Here is a 24,337-nt window from a genome sequence, read left to right as displayed (position 1 = left end):
ATCCCCCGACTTGCGGGACCAGCCGGTCGATCAGTGTTCGGCAGCGGTAGCGCGTGCTCAGCCACCGATAGTGGCGTCGCCGATACCGCAGCGAAACATGTCCAACGTTACTGCGTGCACACGGCAATATCAAACAAACGTTCGAGATGGTGCTGAAAAATTTACTCGAATGCGGTAGTAATCGAACGTTAGTTCTAATGAACTGGCGTACGAAGGTGAGGACTGTGCGGCCATGACTTTGTCAGCGTCTCAATCCGCCACTGCGTTCGAATCCCCCTTGACCTGGCCAGATACTCCACAACCCGATGACGGCGGGCCCGCCGCCCGGCTGCCGCGGCGCGCGCAGCTGTCCGTGGTCCCTCCGCAGGCGCCGCCGGCGGAGGAGGAGGACGGACGCGACGGCCCCCCGGTTGCCGACCCGTGCCCGGGCGCGCACGACGGTGCGCTGTTCGACTGGGCGCGGCAGCTGCCCGAGTGGAGCGCCGACGCCGCTCCGCCGCGGGCGGCCCGGCCCCCGCGGCAGGCGGCACCGCTGTCGGCCCCGTCTTCGCGCCCGGCCGCGGTCCCGCCTTCGCTCCCGGCCGCCGTCCCGGCTCCGCGACCGGCTCCGGTACTCAGTGCCGCCGCCGAACTGTGGAAGGAGCGCCTGACGCACCGAGGGCGCGTCGTGGTGGGCGCGGCCGTCTCGGTACTGGCGACCGCCCTGCTGGCCGGCCTGCTGCTGGACGTTGGGACCGCCGGCGCCTCCGCCGTCGGTTCGGCGCCTGCGGAGTCCGCCCTACGGGAGGGGGAGCCGTCCACCGTGGTCGTCCGCGACGGTGACACCCTGTGGTCGATCGCCGAGCGCGTGCGTCCCGGAGACGACCCGCGCAGCACCGTTCACGAGATCGTGCGGGTGAACGGCCTCAGCGAGTCCGAGATCGAGCCCGGCCAGGAACTCGTGATGCCCGAGTCGTAGTCCGCGGGCGGCTGCCGCGTCGGCGCATCCCGGTGGCTTTGCAGCCGTCGACCCTGGAAAAAGCTTCTCATCACGATGGCTGCAGGCTCGACCAGGTGGAGGGGCGGTGGCCCCGGCGGTGGCGGTGGCGGTGGCGCCACTACAGCTCGTCGAGGAGCCAGGACGCGGGCGGGTCGGGCACCACGCGCACCGCGTCGGGCCGCGGTTCCCCGGGGCCGGGCACCGTGGTGCCGGGAAGAGCGACGGCCGCCGCACCCCAGGCTACGGCGCGGCGCAGGCGGTGGTCGGGCGGGCCGTCGGCCGAGAGGTAGCCGGCCAGGGCGCAGTCGCCGGCGCCCACTGTGCTGCGCGGCACGACAGGCGGACCCTGACCCCACCAGATGCCGTCGGCGTCGGCGAGCAGCGCGCCGTGCGGACCCAGCGTGACCAGGACCGCGTGATTGCCGCGCGCCACCGCCTCCCGCGCCGCGCGGACGACGTCGCCCACGCTCTCCAATGCGCGGCCCGCGAGCGCGCCCAGCTCCTCGCGGTTGGGCTTGAGCAGTGTGCTGCCGCCCGCCGCGACAGCGGTCGCCAGCGGTTCGCCCGAGGTGTCCAGCGCGACCGGCACTCCGTAGGAGCCGGCCAGCTTGGCTAGGCGCGCGTAGAGGTCGACCGGCGCACCGACGGGCAGGCTGCCGCTGGCCACGAGCCACTCCGGGCCGCGCGCCAATTCGGCCTCGACCGCTGCCAAGAGGCCGTCGACCTCCCCCGGCGCCAGTTCGGGGCCGGAGCTGTTGAGTTTGGTCGTGGTGCCGTCGCCTTCGGCCAGGGTGAAGTTCTTGCGCGTGGTGCCGGCGATCGGTACCGCGACGTGCTGCAGGCCGCTCAGCAGTGAGGTGAGCTCCGCCCCCGTCGCGCCGCCGACCGGCAGCACGGCGGTGGTCGCACGCCCCATCGCGCGCAGCGCGCGGGAGACGTTGACCCCCTTGCCGCCCGCCTCGGTGGTCGGCGACCTGATGCGCAGGATGTCGCCCAGGAGCAGTTCGGGAACTTCCAGCGTGTGGTCGACGCTGGGATTGGGCGTACAGGTCAGGATCATGCGGGCCTGCTCCGTGCTTCGACGGCGGTGGTGGTCGGTGGCCTTCGCGGCGGCGAACCGCGGTCGGTGCCCGATGGCGATCAAGCTGTGCCGCGGAATCCGCAGCGACCGCGCAGGGGACGGGAGGGCCGGAGATCGGTCGGCAACGCGGTGGCTCCGGGGCGCTGCGCCCGGCGCGATGTGTGTATGGACCCGATTCAGTCGATCCGTTTGGTTGTCGCCCTCTTTGATTATGTCCGTTTGAACGCGCCAGTCAACCGATTTCGCTCAAATGAGCAGTCGTCCGCGGGCTGCGGCGCCGTCCGGAAGCGGTCACACCGCATTCGGTGGATCGGCTGCCCCGCAGTCCCCGACCAGGTGCAGCCGAAGCCGCGGCGGCCCCCCGTGGCCGCCGCGGCTTCGGCCGTGCGCGATGCCCCCCTCAGGCTGCCGGGATGTCCTCGGGAAGCAGGGTGTTGAAGTCCTCGCGGCCGGCATTCTCAGCGTGCACCAGGCGGCCCGCCTGGCGGGTGACCATGCGCTCCAGGACCTGGCGCGCGTAGCGTCCGTTGCCGAACGAGGCGTCGCGCGGCACCTGGGAGAAGTGCTCGCGCAGCGCCCCCAGCGTCGGTTCGGGGCACACATAGCCCGACCCTTGCGCGATGTGCTCGACGATGGTCACCAGCTCGTCGTCGCTGTAGGAGGCGAATTCCACCCGGTGGTTGAACCGCGACGCGAGCCCGGGGTTGGAGTCGAGGAATCGCTGCATCTCCCGGGTGTAGCCCGCCACGATGACCACCACCTCGTCGCGGTGGTCCTCCATGAGCTTGACCAGCGTGTCGATGGCCTCCTGGCCGAAGTCGTGGCCCGACCCCCTGGGCGCCAGCGTGTAGGCCTCGTCGATGAAGAGCACGCCGCCGCGGGCCCGCTCGAACACCTCCTGCGTCATTTGCGCCGTGTGCCCGATGTAGCGTCCGACCAGGTCGGAGCGGGCGGTCTCGACGACGTGCCCGCCGGGCAGCACGCCGAGCGTGTGCAGCAGCCGCCCGTACAGCCGCGCGATGGTCGTCTTGCCCGTGCCGGGCGGCCCGGCGAAGACCAGGTGGTGGCTCATCGGCGCCACCGGCAACCCCATCGCGGCCCGCCGCTGGGCCATCACCACCAGGTTGGCCAGGTCGTTGACCGTGTCCTTGACCTCCGAGAGCCCGATCATTCCGTCCAATTCGGCCCGCAGGCTCTCCAGGTCGTCGGCGGAGGCGCCCGCCGAGGCGCTTTCCAGCACCTCCGGGCCCAGGTCGTCGGGCATCAGCCGGTTCAGCTCGGCGGGGTTGTCCGGCGGCTCCCCACCCAACCGGAAGGCCTGCCGGTCGATCATCTGCTCGAAGAGCTTGCGCGCGTCGCGGCCGTTGCCGAACGCGGGGCCCTTGGGCACCTGCTCGAAGTACTCGGCCAGCGCCTTCTCCGTGCTTTCGTCCATCACGTAGTGGTTGGCGTCGCACATGTTCCGCGTGATCTGTACCAGCTCGTCCACCGCGTAGTTGGGGAACTCGACGGTCTTGCTGAACCGCGACGCGAGGCCGGGGTTGGCCGAGAGGAACCGCTGCATGTTGTCGGTGTAGCCCGCGACGATGACGACCGCATCGTCGCGGTGGTCCTCCATCAGCTTGACCAGGGTGTCCACGGCCTCGCGGCCGAAGTCCGGACCGCTGCCGCCCTCACTGCCCTCGGAGAGCGTGTAGGCCTCGTCGACGAACAGCACGCCGCCCTTGGCGCGCTCGAACACCTCGGTGGTCTTGATCGCGGTCCCGCCGACGTACTGCGACACCAGATCGGCCCGAGCGACCTCCACCACGTGGCCGTAGCGCAGCACGTCCAGCTCGGCCAGGATCTGGCCGTACAGCCGCGCCACCGTCGTCTTGCCGGTACCGGGCGGACCGCCGAACACCAGATGTCGGCTCATGGTCGGCGTCGGCAGCCCCATCTCGGCGCGGCGCCGATTCATCTGGGTGCGCTTGATCAGCGTCTTGACCTCGTGCTTGACGCCGGCCAGCCCGACCAGTTCCTCCAGCTCGGCCAGCGGTCCGCTGACCGGCTCCTCGCCGTCGCCGGTGTCCGCCCCGAGCCCGCCAGTGTCGCCGGCCGACGCGGCAGGGGGGACGGGCATCGACGTGTCCGCGTCCGCGCCGTAGGCGTCGGGAGCGCCGTTGCCGTGGCTGAGCAGGTCCTCGGCGCGCACCCGGTTGGTCTGCACGGTCTGCCGCAGCCCTGACCGCGCGTTCTCGCGCACCGAGCAGTCCTCCAGGACCACGTCCTCGGTGGAGTGCACGAGCACTCCGTCGCTGCTGTTGCCGAAAACCTCGCAGCGGCGCAGCAGGGCGCTCGCTCCCGCGGCGACCAGCACGCCGTTGCGGCGCCCGTTGTAGACCCGGGAGCGCAGCGCCGACACCTCGCCGCGGTTGTGCACGGCGATGCCCTCGCCCGCGCAACCGGAGATGTCGCAGTCGCGCAGATCCGCCTTGGCGGTCGCGCCGACGCTCACCCCGGCGTCGCCGCTTTCGCTGATCTGCACGCCGCTCAGCAGCGGCCGCGAACCCTCGCTGACGGCGACGGCGGCCTTTCCGGTCCGGTCGAGCGTGGCGTCCTCCAAGCGGCCGTGGCCGTCCTTGCGGAACAGCACCCCCTGCCCGCGAGTATCGGTGATGGCCACCCCGCGCAGGAACGGTGCGCACTCCTCGACCACCACGCCGGGCCCCGACGTGCCGGTGACGATGCCCCGGTCGAACTCGACCGTGCTGCCACCGCTCAGGCTGATGCCGGTTCCGCCGCGCACCGTCAGCCCGATGAACGACGTCGCGGCCCGGTCCTCGGCGCGCACGCCGTCGCCCTGGGCCTCGACGACGTCGCAGTCGGCGAACAGCCCGCGCGCCTTGCCCCACAGGTGAATGCCCACACCGCCCGCGCGCTTCACCTCCACCCGGGAGAGCTGGGGATCGGCGCCGCTGTGCACGCCCACCCCGCGATCGCCGGTGTCCTCGATGACGGAGTCCTCCACCACCGGCCGGGCGCGGCTGGAGATCATCAGGCCGTCACCCGTCACGTCGTGCACGCGGGTGCCACGCACGCTGGTCGAGGCGTCCTCCTCCAGCGCGATGGCGGGCTTGGCGGTACGGGAGATGTCGCAGCCCTCGACGGTCCCGGCGGCCTGGCCGCTGGCGAACAGTCCGTTGCCCCCGGCGTCGCGCAGGACGCAGGACTTCACGGAGGGGCGTCCGCGCTCGCCGATGACCAGTGCGCTGGTGCTCACCTCCTCGATCACGCAGTCCTCGACGGCGCTCGGCTCGGACGCGGTGATCACCACTCCGGCGCCGCCAGAGCAGGTCACGCGGCTCTCCCGCATCGCCAGCGCGCCCGATCCGCGTACCGAGACCGCCGCCCAGGCCCCGGCGCCCACCTCGCACTCGGCCATTTCCATCTGCCCCGCCGCGATGTCGACAGCGGGATGGTCACCCGAATGGCCGTTGAGGCGCAGCCCGGACAGCTTCACCGCCTCGGCCGCTGAGGCGACGACGCTGCGGGATTCGCTGAACAGCTCCACTGTGCCCCGGCCCTCGCGCGCCATGAGCGAGACGACCTTGCGCAGCACGAGACTCTCTTCGTAGCGCCCGGGGGCGATGCTGATCAGGGCGCCGCTGTCGGCGTCGCCCACCGCGGCGCCGATCGTCGGATAGGCCTCCGCCGAACTCGCGTCGACGGTTAGGAGCTGCCTGGCCACGTTTCCTTCTCCTCGTGCTCGCGGGCCGCTGCGCACGGCCCCGTTCAGTGCGCGGGCGGGGGTGCGGCCCCGCCCTCGGATGCGGGTGGAGTCAGCTGCAGCTCGTCCGGACCGCCGACGCCGCCACGTGCGATGTGGCGGGGCCGGCCACCGTGTCCTCGCCGATGTTGGTGAGCTGCACGGTGAAGCGCTTCTCGGCTGAGACGAACCCCGTGACCTTGACCCAGCCGCCCTTGGACCGGGACTGCTGCACCCCGAAGACCGCGGCGGCGCTGCCTGCGGCGTCGGGCCCGGGGAAGACCTGGTACATCGCCTCCTGGCCGGCGACCCACTGAGGGCTGTCGTCCTCCGGTACGTAGACGAAGATGTCGCACTCGGCGTCGGCGTAGCCCGGCGTGAACGACCAGGCGGCGTAGCGACCGTCACCGTACTCCCTGGTGCCCGAGACCGGTATCGCGTCGTAGGCGCCGTCGCAGCCGTCGAGTCCGTAGCCGCCGTCCCGGGTCGCCCACCCGGCCGGATTCCCGTCCCGCCCTCCGGTTTTGTAGGAGGCGTTCGGGCTACCGGGGCAGCCCGGACCCGCGAGGGCGGTGAAGGCGGGGCCGGAGGAGGAGGCCGAAGGTGAGGCAGAGGGCGCGGCCGACGGGGAGGGGCCGGATTCGCGGCCCGCCGCATCCTCCCCTCCGCTCTGCTCATCGGGGGAGGGATCGCCACTGGGCGACGAACCGGCGACCATCGGCGCCGCAGGGTCGTCCCCGGAACCGCCGGCGGGCGAGTCGCCCGAGGTTTCGCCGCCGTCCCGGCCGCCGTCCGCGTCGCCGCCTTCGGTGGTCGCCGCGTTCTCGCCGCCCTGGGACGCGGAACCGCCGTCCGCGCCTTCGCCGTCCGCGCCTTGGCCGTCCGGGCGTTCCTGGCCGTCGTCGCCGCCGGAGTCCGCATCGGGCGTGCTCTGCGTCCCGCGGCCCTCGGCGAGGCCCTCCCCGGAACCGGCTGCGGCGGCGTCGCCGCCTTGCGCTCCGTCGGAGCCCTCGCCCTGCCCCGGGTTCTGCGCGCCGTCGCCCGTGGTGCCCGTGCCTTCCTGCGGGATGGCTTCGGGAACATAGCCGGGGTCCGGTTGTGCTGCCGCGTCCCCACCCGGCCCGGCTGCTTCGCCGTCTCCCGGACCTGTGGAGTCCTGCCGCATCGCCGAACTCGCGGGACCGGGCCCGTCGGCCTGCAGGCCCTCGCCCGCGGAGATCGGAACGGTCGCCAACGTTTCGGGCCGTTGCATCGCCGACATCGCCAAAGGTGCCGCGACCAGCAGCAGTCCGGCGATGGCGGCCCCGGCCAAGGCGGGCGGGCCCGGCCGCCCCAGCGGCCGCGCCTCGGGCCGGGAAGCGGCGTAGGGCGCCTGGTCGGCGTCGGGCACGGAGATGCCGCGCCGTCCCGCAGCGGATTCGGCGGCAACCGGCTCGCCGGAGGCGGCGACCCCGCCGGTCTCGGCGGCGGTCGCGTCGTCGGAGTCCGGGGGCAGGGCGGCCCCCGTCAGGGAGCCGAACGTGCGCCGCTGGGCCGCCCGCCTCCGCTGCGGAACCATGTCGGGCAGCTCGATCGGATCGCCGGCGGCCGCGTCCGGCTCCGGACGCGGTCCGGCGGGCGCCCGGTTCAGCGGTATCCGGGCGGGCCAGCGCAGCAGCCCCGGTGGGCCGAGCCCGATCGCGTTCGCCCTGCTCAGAGGGGCGCCGGACGGTTCGATCATCGTGGGCCTCCCAGCAGGCCTCCGCACGCGGACAGGTCAGGACCACCGGCGGCGCCGAGGGCGTACCCGGAGGTCGGCGGATCGGTTGCCGAGCAGCAGGACGCCCGGAACAGCAGCGGGGGCTGCACGGGGCGCCTGGGGAGCGGCGGTGTCACCGGCGGCCTCCTGTGCCGCCTCCGCCGCCGCCGGTCCGGTCGCCGATGCTCGACTTGAGATCCTTGCCGGTCTCGTTGGCGGACTCGTCGACGACCTGGAAACTGCGGGCCGTCTCCAGGGTGTAGTCGGCACACGTGCGCACACCCTCGCTGAGGGTCCGGAGGTAATACATCATGTCGCCCTCCATCGGCGTCACGTTCTTCTCCATCTTCTGGGAGAACTCGTCCGTGCCCCAGAGAGGATCGAGCTGGCCCCGGAAGGTCTCGTAGCGCGTGATGAGTTCGTCGATGGCATCGGCCGGCCAGTAGAGCTCGTTGCCCTTGCGCGCCACCTCCTCGGGGATGGCGGAGAACAGGTCGCTGGAGTCGGTGGAGTCGGACGAGTACGGGTTCGGAGCGTTCACGGCTTCCTGCCTTTCTGCTCTGCGGCGCTGATATCGGGAAGAAGGCCGGGCGACCGTTCGGCCCCCGATCCCGCGGGCGGTTACGAGAACGGCGGGTGGTGCAGGTCGGAGCCGAGTCGGCGGAACATCTCCGCGGGATCGAACCTGCCTTCCATGACCGCCTGCATGTCGACCCCGTCGGGCGCGAGCGGCTTGTAGATCTCGCTCACGCGCTCGCCCATCCTGGCTCGGGCCCGCTTGACGGTGTCGAGGATGACCTCGGACAGCTCCGCGGGAGCCATGTCCCGGTAGGCCTGGGTGTGGAACTTCAGGTCGATGAGCTCACCCATCCCGTTCACCGTCGCCGCCACGAGTCTGTTCTTGGCGACGGCCTCCTCGGTTGCCGACCCCAGGCTTTCGTTTGCGTCCTCCACCTCGCGGAGCGTCTTCTGCAGACGTTCCAGTTCTTGTGCGCTCTCCTCCGGCATCCGTGAACTCATTGCGCTGACTGCTCCTCTTGTTGTCGGCGCCCGGTGCAGGTCGGCCCAGCACCGGGCTGCTGCGGTTGGCCGCCGTTCCCCAGACGCGTTCGTCCTCCGACAGCCACGTGGAACGCTGCCGCTGGTCGTTCTGCTGGCCGCCGCCCATTCCGCCCATGCCGCCGGGAGGCATCATGGGCGGCATCATGCCGTTGCCCATGCCGCCCGACTGGCCCTGCATCTGGCTGCCGGCGGGCCCGCCGCCTCCGTTGCCCCCGCTGCCGCCGGCTCCGGTCCCTCCGCCGGTGCCGGACGCGCCCTGCTCGGCCCCGGGGGTGCGCATCCCGCCGTTCCCGGGACCGCTGACCCGGCTGCCGTCGGTCGTGCCCGGGCCGGAGGCGGAATCCGGCGGGGGACCGGAGAACAGCGAGGATCTGTCGGAGGTCTGCGGTCCCTGGCCTTGGTTGGAACCGTTCGAGTAATCGGGGAACTCAGGCGAGCTGTAGGTAGGGGGCGGGTCGATGCCGCCCGTGCCCTCGGAGTAGTCGGGGAAGTCCGGGTAGTCGGAGTAGTTTGGCGGCGGGATCCTCGACTGCTCGGTCTCCGGTACATCGGTTTCCGGTGAGTCGGTCTCCGGGTCGTACCCCTCGGGATAGCCGGTCTCCGGGTCGATCGGCTTGATGCCGCCCTCGCCGTCGGTGAAGACGGGCAGCCCGGTGTCGGGGGCGTAGGGCAGCCCGGTTTCGGGGTCGACGGGGAACGGCTCGCCGGTGTCGGGATTGATCGGCAGCCCGGTCTCCGGATCCGTTTCCAGATCGGGCAGGCCCCCTTCGGAGCCGATAGGATCCCCGGTCAGCGGGTTGAGGGACTGGAACCCGCCTGTTTCCGGGTCCATGCTGATCGGCAACCCGGTGTCCGGATGGTAGGCCTCACCGGTGACGGGGTCGATCGGCATGACTTCGCCGGTGTCGGGGTCGGTGAGGACCGGTAGCCCGGTTTCGGGGTTGTAGGGCTGGCCGGTTTCGGGGTCGACGGGGAACGGCTCGCCGGTGTCGGGATTGATCGGCAGCCCGGTCTCGGGGTCGGTCTCCAGCACACGGCGGTTGCGGCTGGAGCCTGGCCCCGAACCGTTGATCCCGCCTCCTCCGGGGCCGGAGTAGCCGGTCGGCGGCGGCGGGATGAAGCTTTCCTGGCCTCCGTTGCCGTAGTTGCCGCCGGGGTTGTCCACGCCGGGATCGTTCAGCCCGCCGCTGCCGGGACCGGAGTAGCCTTCGGGCATCGGAGGCGGTGTGCTGTCGCCGTAATTCCCGTAGTTGCCGTAGTTGCCGCCGGGCCCGTTGACTCCGCCGCCACCAGGGCCGGAGTAGCCTTCGGGTATGGGAGGCGGTGTGCTGTCGCCGTAGTTGCCGCCGGGGCCGTCCATTCCGCCGCCGCCGGGGCCGGAATAGATGTCGCCGTAGTTGCCGCCGGGGCCGTCCATTCCGCCGCCGCCGGGGCCGTTGAGGCCGTCGAACATGTCCTCCGGGAAGATGTCGTCGAAGTCGAACATTCCGTCCGGGAACATGTCGTCGAACATTCCGTCCGGGAACATGTCGTCGAACATTCCGTCCGGGAACATGTCGTCGAACATTCCGTCGGGGAAGACGTCGTCGAACATGTCGTCCGGAAAGACGTCGTCGAACATGTCGTCCGGGAACACATCCTCGAAGAGGTCGTCGGGGATGTCGAGTCCGCCGCCTCCGCCGCCGCCCCCGCCGGCTCCTCCTGAGGTCTGATAGGGAGGAAGCTGCTTCCCTACGGGCGCCTCGAAGGTCCGCAGATCCTCGTAAGCTTTTGTGTATACGTCGTCCATGCTTGCCAGGAGGGCGTTTGCGAAGTCGTATACATCCGAGAACTTCTCCTCCCATCGCCGGTTCAGCTCGTGTTTGATCGCCATCGTCGTGGGGCCGGAGCCCTTGCTGTCATCTTGTTCGTCCTGGTCGGAAATGATTCCGGTGCCGCCGTCCGGTCTGATGACGGCTTGGAATTGGCCGCGCGACTCGTTCCATGTCTCGCTGCCCGCGGAGACTGTGTAGTACCAGTCGTATAGAATGTTGTACGCTTTTGTGTTCGGGTCGTAGTACCAGTCGTTCACCTTCTCTTCAAAATTCGACAGGTCCTTCTTGAGCTGGTCGGGAATCTTACTCAATGGGGCGTCGATTTTGTTGAGTTTTTCATACATGTCTTCGAGCCGCTTGGCCAGCTCGAAGATCCTGTTTCCAAAGGCACCGGCTGCGGTGCCCTTGAATCCGCCCTCCTCGGAAAGGTTGATCTTCTCGAACTGGTGCCATATTCCCCCTTTCCCGTCGGGCCCGGTTACGAAGTCCCGGAGGTCCATCTCCAGGTTGTTCACTTCCCTGGCGATCGTCGTCAGGGTGCCCTTCTCGTAGCTGGTAGACCAGGTGCCCCGGTCGAGTGCAACGTCCGTCAGGCGCTTGAGGCCGTCGCGGAACTTCGGTTCGAGATCGTCCCAAACTTTTTCGTTCCACTTGTAGCCGGCAGTATGGGTTCCGGAGTCGGGGCCGTATGACCAGGTGTAGCCGGTCCATACGGGATCGTCCCACTTGTTGTACTGCCACCAGATGTCGAAGTCGTCTTTAGGGTCTTTTCCGATTTCGACGTTGCTGGGCGGATAGTATTTCCCATCGATCAGCCAGTGCGGATCGAGGAGGCTGCCCTTGTCGGGCATCAGGTCGTGGTGCTTCGTTCCGACTTTGGCGCCCTTGTCGGCGAAGATGTTCATGATTTCGCTGACTTCACGTGGCATGTTGGCGCATCCTCCCCCTGCAATCTGCGATGCCCCTGCAGCACCGAGGGCCGCGCAGTCCGCTACTCATCGTCGCCGGAGCCATCGCCGCCGTCGCCCGAATCCTCCGGGACCTCCTCTGATCCGTAAGGCGATCCCCCGGAACCCGAGGAACCCGGGGGCTGTCCTACGAGGGCCATGAGTTCCTGCATGCTGAGTTCCTCGTCCTCTTCGCGCTGCATGAACGAGAGCCCGGTGTCGTCGAGCTGGCGGGTGATCGACTCCAGTTCGGTGCGGAGTTCCTTGACGGTCTGGTAGATCAAGGGGAGTGACGGATCGACCTTGCTTTTGACATCGTCGGCGGGCCCGAACTTGTCGGGGGCGCCGATTAGCAGGTGGTCGCCTCCTCCACCGCTGTCGCTGCCTCCGTCGTAGCGCAAGAACGTCGAAACGTGGCCGTCGAGCTTATCTTCGAGGAAGGTGACGAGGATCTTGTTGAAGTCCTTCACCATGCCGTAGGTAATGGCGGTGACGTCGTCCTTGTCGTCCTTGCCGTCGCCTTCACCACCGCCTCCGCCTCCGTCTTTGCCGTCGCCGTCTCCGCCCCCGCCTTTGCCGCCCCCGCCTTTGCCGTCGCCGTCTTTGCCGTCCCCGTCCTCGTCGTCGCCCCCGTCGCCGTCTCCGTCGCTTTCGCTGTCCCCGTCGGCCTCGCCGTCGCTTTCACCACCGCCTCCGTCGCCTTCGGTGGTGTCCTCGCCGTCGTCTTCGCCCTCGCCTTGGCCGTCATCTTCGGTGGTCTCTTCGTCGGCGGTGCCTTCGCCACCGCCACCGTCGCCGTCGTCTTCGCCGTCGCCGTCGCCCTCGCCGTCGCCTTTGCTTTCGGTGCTGCCGTCGCCACCGCCACCGTCGCCGTCGTCTTCGCCCTCGCTGCCGTCGCTTTCGCCGGCGGGGTCGTCGCTCGTGGACGAGTCCTCGTCGGTGGGCGTCTCACTGGTGTCCCGGCCTTGCGTTTCCGGGGTCTCCTGGCCATCGGTCTCGGTGACGGGTTTGAACATGGTCGCGGGCGTTGCGGGAATGGGTGTGTCGCTGGAATTCGTCTTGGGGGTTCCGGAGTTTTCTCGGGGTTCGCCGTTCCCGTTCGTGCCGTCGGACCCGCCCTTCGACGGCCGCTGGTCGGGCTCGCTGTCGCCGACTGTCTCCGTCTTGGGAGTGAAGGCCTCGTCGCTGTCGAGGGCGGGCTGGTCTTCGGAGAGTCTTCTCAGGTCATCCGACTGACCACCGCCCGAGCCCTCCGTGTCGCCTTCCGGATCCGGCTGCTGCTGGTAGTTGTGCTGCTGATCGGGGGGCGATTGTCCGGTGGGTGTCGACTCCTCGCCGTACTGGTCCTGTGCGGCGGGGGATTCTGAGTCAGAGCCGTCTCGGGAGTCCTCATCGGGGGCGGCCTTGGACGATGAATCGCCCTTCGAGTCGTCGGAGTCGTGGGAATCCTCCCCGCCGCCCTCGTCCGCGGGCACGATGGTGATCTTCCCTGTCTCGGGGTCGATGGAGAATTCGCCGTCCCCCGGATCGATGGTGACCGTGTCGGACTCAGGGTCGGCGGTGATCCCCAACTCTCCGGCGTCGATCGTCGTCTCGCCGGTCTCGGCGTCGACGTTCACCTGGGGATCGTCGGCAGTGCCCTTCTCGCCGTCGTCCCCGGCGGAGTCACCGCTGCCGTTGCCGTCGCTCTGCTCCCCGGTCTCGGAGGGCGTGCCGATCGTCAGCAGACCGGTTTCCGGATCGATGGAGACAGGGGCGTCGCCCGGGTCGATCACCGTGCCTTCGGCCCCGTCCTCGCCCGGCTGCACAGTGATCGGTTCGTCGCCGTAGCCGATGCTGATCTCACCGGTGTCGGGATCCAGTTCGACCTCGCCGATCTGCGGCCCTTCGGTGTCGTCCCCCTCGGGCTTGTCGTCTTGCCCGCTCTCGTCCTCGGCGGTGCCCTCCGCCTGTTCATTGCCAAATTGGAAGTCGACCTCGGAGTACTGGCCGTCCTCGTCGCCCGCGGCCTGATCGTCGTCCCCCGTGTCGTCCCCGGCCGAATCCTCTCCGTCCGCGTCGTCGGACTCGGACTCGCCGACAGTCAACGTGCCGGTATCGGGATCGAAGCTGATGGCCTCGTCACCGGGATCGATCGTGATCGAGTCGGTGCCGGGATCGATCTCGATCGTCAGGTCGCCGAGTTTGACGGTGATCGTTTGGCTGTCCTCGTCGACCGAGACCGGGGAGTCCTCCGAACCGCGCGCGTCCTCGTCGGAGAAGGCGGATGTGTTGACCACGGGTTCGGTGGTTTCGCCCTCGGTCGGTTCGGCGTTCGCCGGCTCGCCGCGCTCCGCAGCCTCCACCGTCTCCGCCGGGACCGCCTTCTGCGCCGGCAGGGCGGCGGCCATGGGTTCCAGCGACTGCTGCTGCGGTTCCGACTGGGGAGACAGCGCTGCGCGGAACTCGGCTTCGCGGTCGGTAAGGGGCTCGGCGGGTACGGAGGCGGTCATCGGTTCGAGCCGCTGGGTGACGGTGGGCTCCAGGGATTGCCCGCGTTCGACGCTCAGCGGGTCCGAGAGTTCCCCTTCCCATTCCGAGGGTTTCTCGCCGGGGTCGACGTCGTGGGACTGCTCCCGGGGGGTCTCCTCCGGCGGCCGGGACACGTCGCCGGCTTCGGGAGCACGGACATGGACGCTCCGGACGAACTCCGGCGAACCCTCCTGCGGAACCGTGTCCTGCCCGCCGGTACCGCCGTCTCCGGAGACGGTCATGCCGAACCGCATCAGACCGGTGTCCGGGTCGATGTCGACCGCCTCGTCACCGGGATCGATGACGGTGCCCTCCTCAGACCGGTCCACGGTGAGGACGCGGTCGCCGTGCTCGATCGTGATGCGCCCGGTCTCGGGATCATGGATGACGCTGCCGGACCCGCTGCCGTCCTCCCACGTGGTCCGCTGCAGGTCCGTGGACGAGCCGGTCTCCTCGGCGGCGCTGATGACGAGCGGCTTGTCGTCCGCTGCGTTCGAGGCGTCGCCGGCAGGGTCGTTGCGAGGGGGAATGGACACGGCTGTGTCTCCTAGGTCTCCGGTGCGCCGTCAGGCTGCGGGTCGTCAGGGGAGTTGCGGAGTCGTTGCCGCTGCAGGGCGGGCGGGTGATGCCGAAGGCAGGTACCGGGGGCGGCGGCACACGGCACCGACCGCCGACCGCCCCGGAAGACGGCCGAGTGCCGACGGCGCAGAGGACGGGACCGCGCCGGCGGCACACGGCGGCCCCTGGGCGCTCCTACTTAAGGGCGTCCCACAGGGCGCCCTCGCGCAGGTCTGTCTCGTTGTAGTTCTGCGCGACCTGCTGGAGTGCCTGCTCGGCCTTGCCCAACAGGAACCGCATGTCGTCGACGTTCTTGCGCCACATCGCCATCGCCTCGTCGTAGCTGGAGGCGGTGTCGCCTTCCAGGTCGGAGCGCACGGTCGCCATCTCGCCGGCGAGCTTGTCGAGGGCGTTGGACACGTTGTTGGTCTCGGTGCGCAGCTGGCCGGTGATGTCGGCGACCTGGCCGTAGGTGATTTCGAAACCGCTCATGGGTCTTCCTTCGCGTGGAGGGTCGGTGGTGGAAGGGCCGGGTCTCGGGCTAACCCTGGTTCGGGTTGAGCTCGTTCATCCACCGGCCGCTGGTGGTGAGGTTGGTGTCCTCGGTGTCACGCATCGACACGCTGGTGCTGCCCCACTGCTCCATCTTCCGGCCCATGTCGTTGACGATGAGCCGCAGCTCCTCCAGCCACTGCACGAGCGCCTCCTGGTAGACCGTGGAGGCGTCGCCCTTCCAGGACGGCCGCAGGGAGTCGCGGGCGGAGTCGACCCGGCTGAAGACGTTGTTGCAGGTGGTGTGCGCGTCGGTCATGGCCTCCAGGGCGAGCCTGTTGGCCTCCTCGGTACTCCTGGTCTGTCCGGACATTGCGGTCCTCCTCTATCGGCGGGTGCGCTGCTCTTTGCTGCTGTCGGATGGTCGATGGCGGGCGGGCGGGCGGGTCGGGCTCGGGGTCGGTTGGGCCGGTCTGCCGGTCCGTGTGGTCTGCGGTCGCCTATCCGGTCGGTGATCCCAAGGCTCCTGAGCCCTGCGCCCCGGTTTCACCGAACCCGTCGGCCGAGCCCGGATCGCCGGAGGCTCCGGCCGCCTGCGGGCCCTGCCCGCCCCCGGACGGGCACTCGCCCGTGACGACGTTCTCGGCGTCGGCGACGGGCACTGCGGCCTTCTTCGGCGACAGCACAGGCCCTGTCGGCAGCAGCCGCAGCAGCGACGTCGGGATCTGCGCCGCGTCGCTCGCCTGGTAGCCCAGCGAACCCAGCGCCTCCTCGTCGCTCACCCGGTACTTGGCCGGTGTGTCGGTCACCACGTAGGCCGACGACGCGTTCGCGGTGCCCCCGATCGGCTGCGCGGAGGCGATGCCGCCCGCGCCGGTGGGGATCCCGATCAGGTCGGGGGTGGGGCAGCCTGCTGCGATGCCGTTGGCCCGGGGCACCTCCCACGCGGTGACCGAACCCGTCGCGAACACCGCCGTCGACAGTTCGCCGCCGCCCGAGGACACCAGGCACGGCACCTGGCCGTCGAGGGCGACCACGCGGGGCGGTTCGGCGGGGGCGTCCCTCTGCTCGGCCTGCGAACCGGCGCCCGAGGACAGGTTCGGGTTGACCTCGCCCGCCGGAATCCGCACCGCGCCGGGGTCACCGCCGGGGTAGGCCTCGGCGGTGATGTCGGAGTCGGCCAGGACCAGCAGGGCCTCGGTCTGGGTCAGCGGCTCCAGACCGTCCCCCGTGAGCAGGTAGTGCTGGTCGTCGCCGCCCTCGGGAGCCGCGACCGCGAACACCTGGCCGACGCGGGTCGGCGCCCCGGCGATGGAGGGGCCCTGCGTACCGGCGCCGGCGACGCTGGGGGCGGCGAGGTCGGGACCTGCGGGAACGGCTTCCAGAAACTCCTCCGGAACGCCGGTTGTGGGCGCGGTGCCGTAGCCCAGCGCCTGCAGGGCGCCGCCGTCCGCGTCCAGGCGCAGCCGCTCGCCCTTCCACAGCAGGTGCCGCTCGCCCTCGGGGCCGCTGACGAGCACACCGCGGTCCCGCAGTGGACGGCCCGGCGACTGAAGGGGGCCGACGGTCAGGGCACTGCGGGGCGCGCCGTCGCTGTCGGTGCTCTCGGCAGCGGGCAGGGCGCACAGCCGCCACACGTTGTCCGCGAGCTTCTCCACGTTGGGCAGCGCGTCCGGCGCGCCGGGGATACCGATCTCGCTGCCTACGTGCACGCCGTCGAGCGATTCCGCGGTGACTCGGCTGACCTGCGGCTTCCCTCCGGAGATGAGGCGGGCGGAGGCGTAGTTGGCGACCGGCCGCAGCTCTTGGCCGCCGTAGAGGTAGGTGGCGCCGGAGTTCTTGTCGACGACGAGCGTGCCCTCCTCCTGCCACGACGTCGCACCGCCGGGGAAGATGAGTCCGAAGATGAGGAAGCCCACGCAGACCAGCGCGGCGATCGCCAGGCCGATGTAGTTGCCGTTGCGGGTGCGGCGCATGGGCTGGTCGACGGCGTCGGGGTCGGCCTCCATCATGGCGCTGCCCAGCCGACCGACCGTGAAGTTGTAGGCCTGGACCCGGTCGCGTCGCGTCTGCATGTCAGCCGCCGATCGCCCGGAGCGCCGTATAGACGCCGAACGCGGCCAGGACCAGCGGGAAGATCGCGACGGTGATCAGCGACTGGATGATCTCGGCGGCGCGGCCCCAGTGCGGCAGCGGTCGGCTGCCCGGCACGGTCCACGACAGCACGGCCAGCGCGGTGACGACGGCGAAGACGGCGAGCAGCGTCAGGGAGCGCCCCAGCGGTCCCGCTGAGGCGGCGAAGGCGATGACGAGCACCGACAGTCCGACGCAGGGCGGCGCGGCCATGAACGCCCGCTGCCAGGCGCTGGTCAGGCCGCGGGTCTGCAGCAGCATCACCAGCGCCACGAGGATGCACACCGTGGTGGACACCCAGCCGGGCGCGAGCGCGAGCACGATCAGGCAGGCGGTCAGCACACCGCCGGTGGCGGCCAGCAGCGCGCTCTGGTACTTGTCGGCTAGCGCGGAGCGGTCGAGCACGTCGCGGGCGGGGAAGGGGGCGATGCCCTGCTGGAGCTGCTGCGGGTTGGCAGGCAGCGGAGGCAGCCGCAGCCCGGACAGCCGGAAGGCGAGCTGGGCGGCGTAGGTGCCCACGATCAGGGTGAGCAGTGCGAGCGCGGAGGCGACCGCGGGCAGCGTGCCGTTGGGCAGCAGCATCAGCCCCAGCGCGCCCAGGGCAAGCAGGGCCTCGGCGGTGATGAGACCGGTGAAGAACGGTACGGCCCCGGCGACGGCGGCCACCCCCAGCACCGTGGCGCCCGCCGCGGTCATGGAGCCGGTAAGCAGCTGGGCGCCGAGCAGCGCGGTTCCCGGGTCGCCGGTGGGCATGGACGCGCCCGCCGTTCCCATGTACAGCGCGGCGACCGCCGCGAGTCCGGCCGCAGCGGGCAGGTCGCCCATCGAGCGCGAGGCCGCCCACGCCGACAGCAGCATGACCACGGCTGAGGATGCGCAGGTCAACGCGGTGAGCAGGGTGAGTCCGCCCGCGGCGGGGACCGCGAGGGCGAGCACTAGCGCGGTCAGCGACAGCGCCTGCAGCAGAACCCGGGTGTAGGCCGGGCGCCACTTGTCCGGCCGCTCGCCCATGCCGGTGGCGACGCCGTCGACGAGGTCGTCGAAGTGGATCGGCGGCAGCTGGTCGCGGCGCGGGCGCAGGTAGAGGGTCTCGCCGTGGCAGAGCCCCAGCGAGTCCAGGGTCTCGTCCTCGTCCAGCGGGTCGTCGCCCAGCTGCTGGAGCACCCACCCGTCGTGTTCGAGGCCGCTCTCGTCGAGATCCTCGCCCTCGTCGCCTTCGGCGTAGAGCACCAGTGTGGGCAGCAGTTCGGCGATGGGGACGTCGGTGGGCGCGGCGATCTCGAACGACCGGTTCGGTGCGCGGACCTGCAGGCGGCAGAGGTCCGTGGCGGTGGTGTCGTTCATGGCCTACCCAGGTGCGGTTCTCGGGGGTGGGTCAGCGTGAGGCGGCACGGCCGAATGCGCGGGGAAGGGCGGCGGCGGAGAGGCGTGGCCTCAGTTTGGCAGTATGTTGGATATCCGTTGCGAATAATTGATACCACATGGCAACGCTAGTGTTTAGAGGGTGGCGGCGTGGTAACCGACACTGAATCCGCTGCCAGCGGTGACGCTGCAACGTGCTTTTCAGTGTGGTTTCGCGTGGTTGCCGCGCCGTTTCCGCGGTGTTCCGACGTGGCTCATCGAATGCGGCGGGGCGGCCGGCCCCGGCACGATGATCCGCGCCGCCACCGCGCCCAGCGGCCGCCGCGCAGAGCACCGCGCGACGCCGCGCGGCACCCGACCGACCGCATCGCCGACGACGGAGGGCACGTCCTGTGAGGGTGAGGATTCCGTGAGCACGATCCTGGTCCGGCGACCGCCGCGCCGTCCCGGACCCGACATGCCCTCCGGCACGATCTCGCTGCAGGAGCCGCCGGAGCTGGCCGAGGCGCAGTCGTCCATGTCCTCGGTGCTGATGTACCTGCCGATGGCCATGACGTCCATGTCCATGATGATGCTGATCCTGCCCGGGCGGATGAACGCCATGGGCGGCGGCAGCGGCGGAAGCAGCATGATGCCCTACTTCGCCGGCGGCATGATGCTCGTCGGCGCGGTCGTCATGCTCGGCGGCCAGTACGTGCGCGCCCAGCTGGAGCGGCGCAACAAGCTCAACGGCGACCGGCAGGACTACCTGCGCTACCTCAAGCAGATGCGCACCCGCCTGCGCGAGGTCGTCACCGAACAGCGCGACGCCATGCTGTGGCGGGCGCCGCACCCCGACGCGCTGTGGTCCATCGTGCGCACCTCCCGGCTGTGGGAGCGCCGCGCGGAGGACGACGACTTCGGCGAGGTGCGCATCGGCGTCGGCGAGCAGGCCATGGCGATGACCATCGCCCCGCTGTCGTCCAAGCCCGTCGAGGACCTGGAGCCGCTCAGCGCCCACGCGCTGCGCCGCTTCGTCCGCGCCTACACCACCGTGCAGGACCAGCCGGTGCAGGTGTACCTGCGCGGCTACGCCCGCATCTCCCTGCGCGGCGACGCCGCGGCCTCCCGCGCCATGGTGCGCGCCCTCGTCGGGCAGTTGGCCGTGGCGCATCCGCACGACGAACTGCGGGTGGCGGCCTGCGTGTCCGACGAGATGCGCCCGCACTGGGCCTGGCTGAAGTGGCTGCCGCACAACCAGCACCCCACCGACACCGACGGTGTGGGCTCCACCCGGCTGATGGCCTCCGACGCCGTCGACCTGGAGACGCTCATCGGCCCCGAGCTGGCCGACCGGCCGCGCTTCGACCCGGACTCGGCCCCCAACCGCGACGAGCCGTTCACCGTCATCGTGCTCGACGGCGGCAAGGTGCCCGGCGGTTCGCGTTTCCTGGGCGGCGGTTACCGCAACGGCGTCGTCGTCGAGGTCGACGACCCCATGCCGCCCGAGGACGACCCCTACACGCTGTCGCTGCGGGTCGAACCCGGCGAGCTGACCCTGCTCACGCGCGACAACAACGGCCGCCAGGTCACCACCGGCCTCGGCCGCCCCGACGCTCTGGGGCCCAATCGGGCCGCCAGCCTGGGCCGCCTCCTGGCTCCCTACCGGATCGGCGTCACCACCGAGGTCACCGAGCCGCTGACCACCGACTTCGAGCTGACCTCCCTCGTGGGCGTCCCGAACCTGCACGAGCTCGACGTGCAGCGGATGTGGAGCGAGCAGCACCCCAAGAACCGGCTGCGCGTGCCGCTGGGTATCGCCGCCGACGGCGGGCCGCTGGAGCTGGACATCAAGGAGTCGGCCATGGGCGGCATGGGCCCCCACGGCATGCTGATCGGCGCCACCGGCTCCGGCAAGAGCGAGCTGCTGCGCACTCTGGTGCTGGCGCTGGCCCTCACCCACTCGTCGGAGACGCTCAACTTCATCCTCGTGGACTTCAAGGGCGGCGCCACCTTCATCGGCCTGGACAAGCTGCGGCACACCTCGGCGCTGATCACCAACCTCGCCGACGAGGCGATCCTGGTCGACCGCATGCAGGACGCGCTGCACGGCGAACTGATCCGCCGCCAGGAGCTGCTGCGCTCGGCCGGGAACTTCTCCTCGGTCCACGAGTACGAGAAGGCCCGCGAGTCCAACCCGCGCATGGAGCCGATGCCCAGCCTGCTCGTCGTCGTCGACGAGTTCAGCGAGCTGCTGGCGGCCCACCGCGATTTCATGGACCTGTTCGTGATGATCGGGCGGCTGGGCCGCAGCCTCGGCGTGCACCTGCTGCTGGCCTCACAGCGCCTGGACGAGGGCCGCATGCACCAGCTCGAAGGCCACCTGTCCTACCGGATCGGGCTGCGCACCTTCTCCGCGATGGAGAGCCGCGGCGTGCTTGGCGTCCCCGACGCCTACGAGCTTCCGCCCGTCCCCGGCAGCGGCTACCTGAAGAGCGACATCGAGACCCTCACCCGGTTCAAGGCCGCCTACGTCTCCGGGGCCTACCGCACCAAGCCGCGCGCGGTCGCCAAGACGGGCGGTCCGCTGAGCGTCGTCGCGTTCCCCGACGACCACGTGCCCAAGCTCGAACCGGTGACCGAGGAGCCCGAGCCCGAGCCCGAGGACGAGACCGTCCCCACGCTCATCTCCGCGGCGCTGGACCGGCTGGTGGGCCACGGCCCGCCCGCTCGCGAGATCTGGCTGCCTCCGCTGGACGTGCCGCTGCGCATCGACGAACTGCTGGCCATGGTGGGCGTGCACCTGCCCGAGGGCGGCCTGCTGTGGACCGAGGCCGGGCGGCTCGACGTGCCGCTGGGCATCGTCGACCGGCCCTTCGAGCACACCCGCCTGCCCCTCAAGGCCGAACTCGGCGGGGCCGGGGGCCACGTCGGGATCGCCGGCGGCCCGCAGAGCGGCAAGAGCACCGCGCTCGCGCTGATGATGACCACCCTCGCCGTGCTGAACACTCCCCGGCAGGTGCAGTTCTACTGCATCGACTGCGGCGGCGGTGTGCTGCAGACTCTCAGCGGACTGCCGCACGTGGGCAGTGTCGCGGCGCGCACCGAGGAGCGCCGCATCGTCCGCACCATCCTCGAGTTGCACGAGCTGCTCACCAACCGCGAGGCGCAGTTCGCCGAGCACGGCATCGACTCCATGGCCACCTACCGGCGCCGCCGGGCCGCGGGCGAGTTCGCCGACGACCCCTACGGCGACGTGTTCCTGGTCGTGGACGGTTGGGGCACCATCCGCCAGGAGTTCGCCGACCACGTGTCCTCGATCCTGCAGCTGGTCCAGCGCGGCCTGAACTACGGCATCCACGTCGTGGTGGCCTCTCCCCGGTGGGCCGACTTCCACACCGGCCTGCGCGACTTGCTGGGCACCCGCTTCGAGCTGCGCCTGGGCGACCCGGTGGACTCCATCGTGCACATGCGTGCGGCTCAGACCGTGCCGCGGATCGCCGGCCGCGGCATCACCGAGGACAAGTACCACTTCCTCACCGGGCTCCCGCGCGCCGACGGCGGCAACGACCCGGTGACCCTCTCCGCTGGGGTCGGCGACATCGTCACCCGGGTCACCGACGCGTGGGGCGAGGGGCCCAAGGCGCCCGCAGTGCGCACCCTGCCCGCGATCCTGCACGCCCGCGACCTGCCGGCGTCCAAGCTCACCAAGGACGGCGGACTGAAGGTCTCGCTGGGCGTGGAGGGCCGCCGGATGAAGCCGTTCTGGCACGACTTCTCCACAGCGCCGCACATGATCGTCGTCGGTGACACCGAGACGGGCAAGACCACCCTGGTACGCCATATCACCAACGCCATCCGCAAGCACTACGACGCCGAGACCGCCCGTGTGGTGGTGGTCGACCAGCGGCGCCAGCTCTTCGACGCCGTTCCGCGCGAAATGCAGCTCGGCTACGCGGTCACCAACGAGAGCATGCAGGAGATGATGCAGGCCGCCGCGGGCGCCATGCGCGAGCGGCTGCCCGGCCCCGACATCACCCCCGAACGGCTGCGCCGCCGCGACTGGTGGACGGGGCCGGAACTGTTCATCGTGGTGGACGACTACGAGATGGTCTCGGGAAGCGGTCCCAGTCCGCTCGCGCCGCTGCAGCCGATGCTGTCGCAGGGCGCGGAGATCGGCATGCACCTGATCCTCGTGCACGCGGCCGGCGGCTTCAGCCGCGCGACCACCGACCCGGTCATCCGCACGATGATCGACGGCAACGCCCCGGCCGTGCTGTTCTCCGCTCCGCAGTCCGAAGGCGTCCTGTTCGGCAACATCCGCCCGCGCCGCATGCCCCCGGGCCGCGCCCTGTGGATCTCCCGCCGCGACCCCATCGAGGTCCAGGTCGCCATCGCAGAGGGGACGGAGGAGTAGGTCCGCAAGGGACGGACATAAAGCGGCCCCTCACCGCTGATCTTGTAGCTATCGCAAATGGCAATCGATTGCCTTCACGATAGCTACAAGATCAGCGGGGTTCGGGCCCGGGGCCGACTCCCTCGGCGTCGTCGGGGGAGATCCGCTCGCCCGCGGCGGCGGGGCGCCAAGCGCGGGCGCGGCCCTTGCGCAGCACCACTGCGCCCAGCGCGCAGAGCACGATGAGGAACGCGGCACCGCCCGCGACCGCCGTCGTCACCGGCCGGTCCCACGTCCCCTCGGCCGGGGGAGCGGCGGCGAAGCGGGCGCCTTCCGCCGCAGGCGCTTCGGGTGCCTGCGGGCTGCCGGTCAGCGCCCCCGCCGGATCGATGGGGCCGCGCCCGACGGTGTCCGCGCCGGCGCCCAGCACGGCGCCCAGGGCGGTCGCCGTCAGCCGTCGGCGCACCTTCTCCGCCGACAGGCCGGGCTCGCGGGCGCGCACCAGAGCGGCGGTCCCGGCGGCGAACGCGGCCGCGGTCCCGTCGCCGCCGCCCACGTAGTGGCCGCCACCGGGGCCGACGCCCATCACCTGCGCTCCGGGCGCGGTCACGTCGGTCCGGGCGGTCTGCCCGCCTTCGCCCAGCGGCAGCGGCGAGGAGAGCAGAGGCGCGCCGTCGGGGCCGTAGGAGCCCACGCTGAGCACGGCGGGGTCCTGGGCGGGATAGCCCGGCAGCGACTCACCCTGCGGGGCCGTCGTGGCGGGGGCGACGACCAGCGCATCGGCCGCGGCGGCGTCGGCCACCGCGTCGCTCAGTGCGGCGCCCGCCTCCCAGGCCGCGGTGCCCACGAGGACGACGTCGGCCCCTGCCTCGACCGCCTCGCCGATCGAGGAGGCGATCTCACCGGAGGTCACCGCGCCGGTCCGTGCGTCGCCGGTCGGCACGGCCACGACCTCCGCGGCCGGCGCCACCCCGGTGAACCCGCTGCCGGCGACCGGCCGCGCCGCCACGATCCCTGCCAGCAGCGTGCCGTACCCGCGGCAGTCCTCGCCGCTGCCGCCGGAGACCGCATCGGACAGGGCCGGGCCGTCGGCCGCGACGGCGGGCGCCAGCACGGCGACGGTGACGCCGGAGCCCTCGCTCATCCCCCGTGCTTCCTCAAGCCCCAGCGACACCTCTGTCCACGGGGTGCGCGAGACCTCGGCCGACGAGCTCTGCACGCACGCCGCGTCCGCGCCGGCGAACTCGGCGACTTGCGGCAGAGCCTGGGGGTTGCCGGACGCGGAACCCGAGGAAGATTCCGCCTCCCCGGACGGCGACGCCTGCGCTGAGGCGCCCTCGGGTGGCGGCGAGTCCTGCTGCGAAGCGGCGGCCGCGGGCGGAGCCGTCCCCAGTAAGAGGGCGGCGACGGCCGCGGCGGCGATCGCGCGGCCCCGCGAAGCGGCCGCGGCCGGGGCGGGGAAGGTGCGGGGAGCGCTCAGGAGGGCGCGGTACCTGCGCATCTTGGACCCTCTCGGGGGGTTCTGCGTTTCGCTGAG

Annotated in this window: 14 protein-coding genes; 2 read left to right on the top strand and 12 right to left on the bottom strand. The window is 70.9% G+C overall.

Annotated elements, in window-relative coordinates:
• The first annotated feature begins 277 nt into the window (after nucleotides 1-277).
• Nucleotides 278-958, top strand: a complete 681-nt coding sequence (locus RM446_RS21545; RefSeq protein ID WP_311547217.1) for a LysM peptidoglycan-binding domain-containing protein — start codon at nucleotides 278-280, stop codon at nucleotides 956-958.
• Between the two features lie 139 nt (nucleotides 959-1,097).
• Here RM446_RS21545 and RM446_RS21540 read toward each other — a convergent pair whose 3' ends face one another.
• The 11 genes from RM446_RS21540 to eccD form a co-directional block, all read right to left on the bottom strand.
• Complete coding sequence (locus RM446_RS21540) at nucleotides 1,098-2,039, bottom strand: 1-phosphofructokinase family hexose kinase (RefSeq protein WP_311547216.1); 942 nt, start codon at nucleotides 2,037-2,039, stop codon at nucleotides 1,098-1,100.
• Between the two features lie 421 nt (nucleotides 2,040-2,460).
• Nucleotides 2,461-5,790 (bottom strand): right-handed parallel beta-helix repeat-containing protein, encoded by a 3,330-nt coding sequence (locus RM446_RS21535; protein ID WP_311547215.1) that lies wholly within the window; start codon nucleotides 5,788-5,790, stop codon nucleotides 2,461-2,463.
• Nucleotides 5,791-5,881: 91 nt separating this feature from the next.
• Entirely contained in the window at nucleotides 5,882-7,528 is a 1,647-nt protein-coding gene (locus RM446_RS21530; RefSeq protein ID WP_311547214.1) for a hypothetical protein, read from the bottom strand.
• A 151-nt stretch (nucleotides 7,529-7,679) separates the two neighbouring features.
• Nucleotides 7,680-8,087: a hypothetical protein gene (locus RM446_RS21525; RefSeq protein ID WP_311547213.1), complete on the bottom strand. Its 408-nt coding sequence runs from the start codon at nucleotides 8,085-8,087 to the stop codon at nucleotides 7,680-7,682.
• 80 nt (nucleotides 8,088-8,167) lie between these two features.
• Nucleotides 8,168-8,500, bottom strand: a complete 333-nt coding sequence (locus tag RM446_RS21520; protein WP_311547212.1) for a YbaB/EbfC family nucleoid-associated protein — start codon at nucleotides 8,498-8,500, stop codon at nucleotides 8,168-8,170.
• Nucleotides 8,409-11,351 carry a hypothetical protein gene (locus RM446_RS21515; protein WP_311547211.1) on the bottom strand — a complete coding sequence of 981 codons (2,943 nt, stop codon included), beginning with the start codon at nucleotides 11,349-11,351 and terminating at the stop codon, nucleotides 8,409-8,411. The genes RM446_RS21520 and RM446_RS21515 overlap by 92 nt, the downstream gene beginning before the upstream one ends.
• Nucleotides 11,352-11,413: 62 nt before the next feature.
• Entirely contained in the window at nucleotides 11,414-14,416 is a 3,003-nt protein-coding gene (locus RM446_RS21510) for a hypothetical protein (protein WP_311547210.1), read from the bottom strand.
• A 217-nt stretch (nucleotides 14,417-14,633) separates the two neighbouring features.
• Nucleotides 14,634-14,930, bottom strand: coding sequence for a WXG100 family type VII secretion target (locus RM446_RS21505; RefSeq protein ID WP_311547209.1), 297 nt, complete (start codon nucleotides 14,928-14,930; stop codon nucleotides 14,634-14,636).
• A 49-nt stretch (nucleotides 14,931-14,979) separates the two neighbouring features.
• On the bottom strand, nucleotides 14,980-15,303 hold the full coding sequence (locus RM446_RS21500) for a WXG100 family type VII secretion target (protein WP_311547208.1): 324 nt from the start codon (nucleotides 15,301-15,303) through the stop codon (nucleotides 14,980-14,982).
• Nucleotides 15,304-15,430: 127 nt separating this feature from the next.
• A complete protein-coding gene (gene eccB, locus RM446_RS21495; protein ID WP_311547207.1) occupies nucleotides 15,431-17,005 on the bottom strand; it encodes a type VII secretion protein EccB in 1,575 nt (524 codons plus the stop codon).
• Between the two features lies 1 nt (nucleotide 17,006).
• The gene (gene eccD / locus RM446_RS21490; RefSeq protein ID WP_311547206.1) at nucleotides 17,007-18,407 is read right to left on the bottom strand and encodes a type VII secretion integral membrane protein EccD; all 1,401 of its coding nucleotides are present in this window, start codon (nucleotides 18,405-18,407) and stop codon (nucleotides 17,007-17,009) included.
• Nucleotides 18,408-18,834: 427 nt separating this feature from the next.
• On the opposite strand from eccD, the gene eccCa reads away from it, so the two are divergent.
• Nucleotides 18,835-22,821: a type VII secretion protein EccCa gene (gene eccCa / locus RM446_RS21485; RefSeq protein WP_311547205.1), complete on the top strand. Its 3,987-nt coding sequence runs from the start codon at nucleotides 18,835-18,837 to the stop codon at nucleotides 22,819-22,821.
• 91 nt (nucleotides 22,822-22,912) lie between these two features.
• Here the strand turns inward: eccCa and RM446_RS21480 are convergent, their stop codons facing one another.
• The gene (locus tag RM446_RS21480; RefSeq protein ID WP_311547204.1) at nucleotides 22,913-24,301 is read right to left on the bottom strand and encodes a S8 family serine peptidase; all 1,389 of its coding nucleotides are present in this window, start codon (nucleotides 24,299-24,301) and stop codon (nucleotides 22,913-22,915) included.
• Nucleotides 24,302-24,337: the final 36 nt, after the last annotated feature.

This window comes from Streptomonospora wellingtoniae (genome assembly GCF_031845375.1).
Classification (GTDB): Bacteria; Actinomycetota; Actinomycetes; order Streptosporangiales; family Streptosporangiaceae; genus Streptomonospora; species Streptomonospora wellingtoniae.
Note: the sequence above shows the minus strand (reverse complement) of the source record. Positions and strands in the feature narration are given on the sequence as shown.